The organism is Winslowiella iniecta (assembly GCF_001267535.1).
Lineage (GTDB): Bacteria > Pseudomonadota > Gammaproteobacteria > Enterobacterales > Enterobacteriaceae > Erwinia > Erwinia iniecta.
In genome coordinates this window covers 1-733 of record NZ_JRXE01000067.1, presented here as the reverse complement: position 1 = coordinate 733, position 733 = coordinate 1, and the positions used below count along the sequence as shown (strand labels likewise).

At 54.2% G+C, this 733-nt stretch carries 1 protein-coding gene; it reads left to right on the top strand.

Features of this window, described 5'->3' with window-relative positions:
• Positions 1-95: 95 nt before the first annotated feature.
• The coding region (locus NG42_RS21625; protein WP_052903089.1) for a hydrolase at positions 96-733 on the top strand (638 nt) is incomplete at its 3' end.

The following is a 733-nucleotide window of genomic DNA, read 5'->3' as shown; positions in this document are numbered from 1 at the left end:
AAATTCTTTCCGCTATCTGTGAAAACGTTCCTCTCGTATTGTTAGCTCCAGCAGCACAACACTAACCGAAAACAATACCCTGAGAGGAAATGACCATGTCCAAATTCGACCTGCTTGACCCACAGAACTCCGCACTGATTTTCATCGACCATCAGCCGCAAATGTCTTTCGGCGTTGCCAATATCGACCGCCAGCAGCTTAAAAATAACACCGTTGCCCTGGCGAAAGCGGGCAAGGTTTTTAACGTGCCGGTGATTTACACCTCAGTGGAAACCGAAAGCTTCAGCGGCTATATCTGGCCGGAACTGCTGGCGGTGCACCCGGAAGTGAAACCGATTGAGCGCACCTCGATGAACTCGTGGGAAGATGCGGCATTTGTTGAAGCGGTAAAGGCAACAGGTCGTAAAAAACTGATTATTTCGGCTCTGTGGACCGAGGTCTGTCTGACCTTCCCGGCGCTGATGGCGCTGAAAGAGGGCTATGAAGTGTATGTGGTGACCGATACCTCAGGCGGCACCAGCGTGGATGCGCATGAGCGCTCAATCGACCGGATGGTGCAGGCAGGCGCGGTGCCGGTTACCTGGCAACAGGTGCTGCTGGAGTACCAGCGTGACTGGTCACGTAAAGAGACCTACGACGCGGTGATGGATCTGGTGCGTGAGCACAGCGGTGCTTACGGCATGGGCGTGGATTATGCCTACACCCTGGTGCATAAAGCCCCACAACGTCAGGC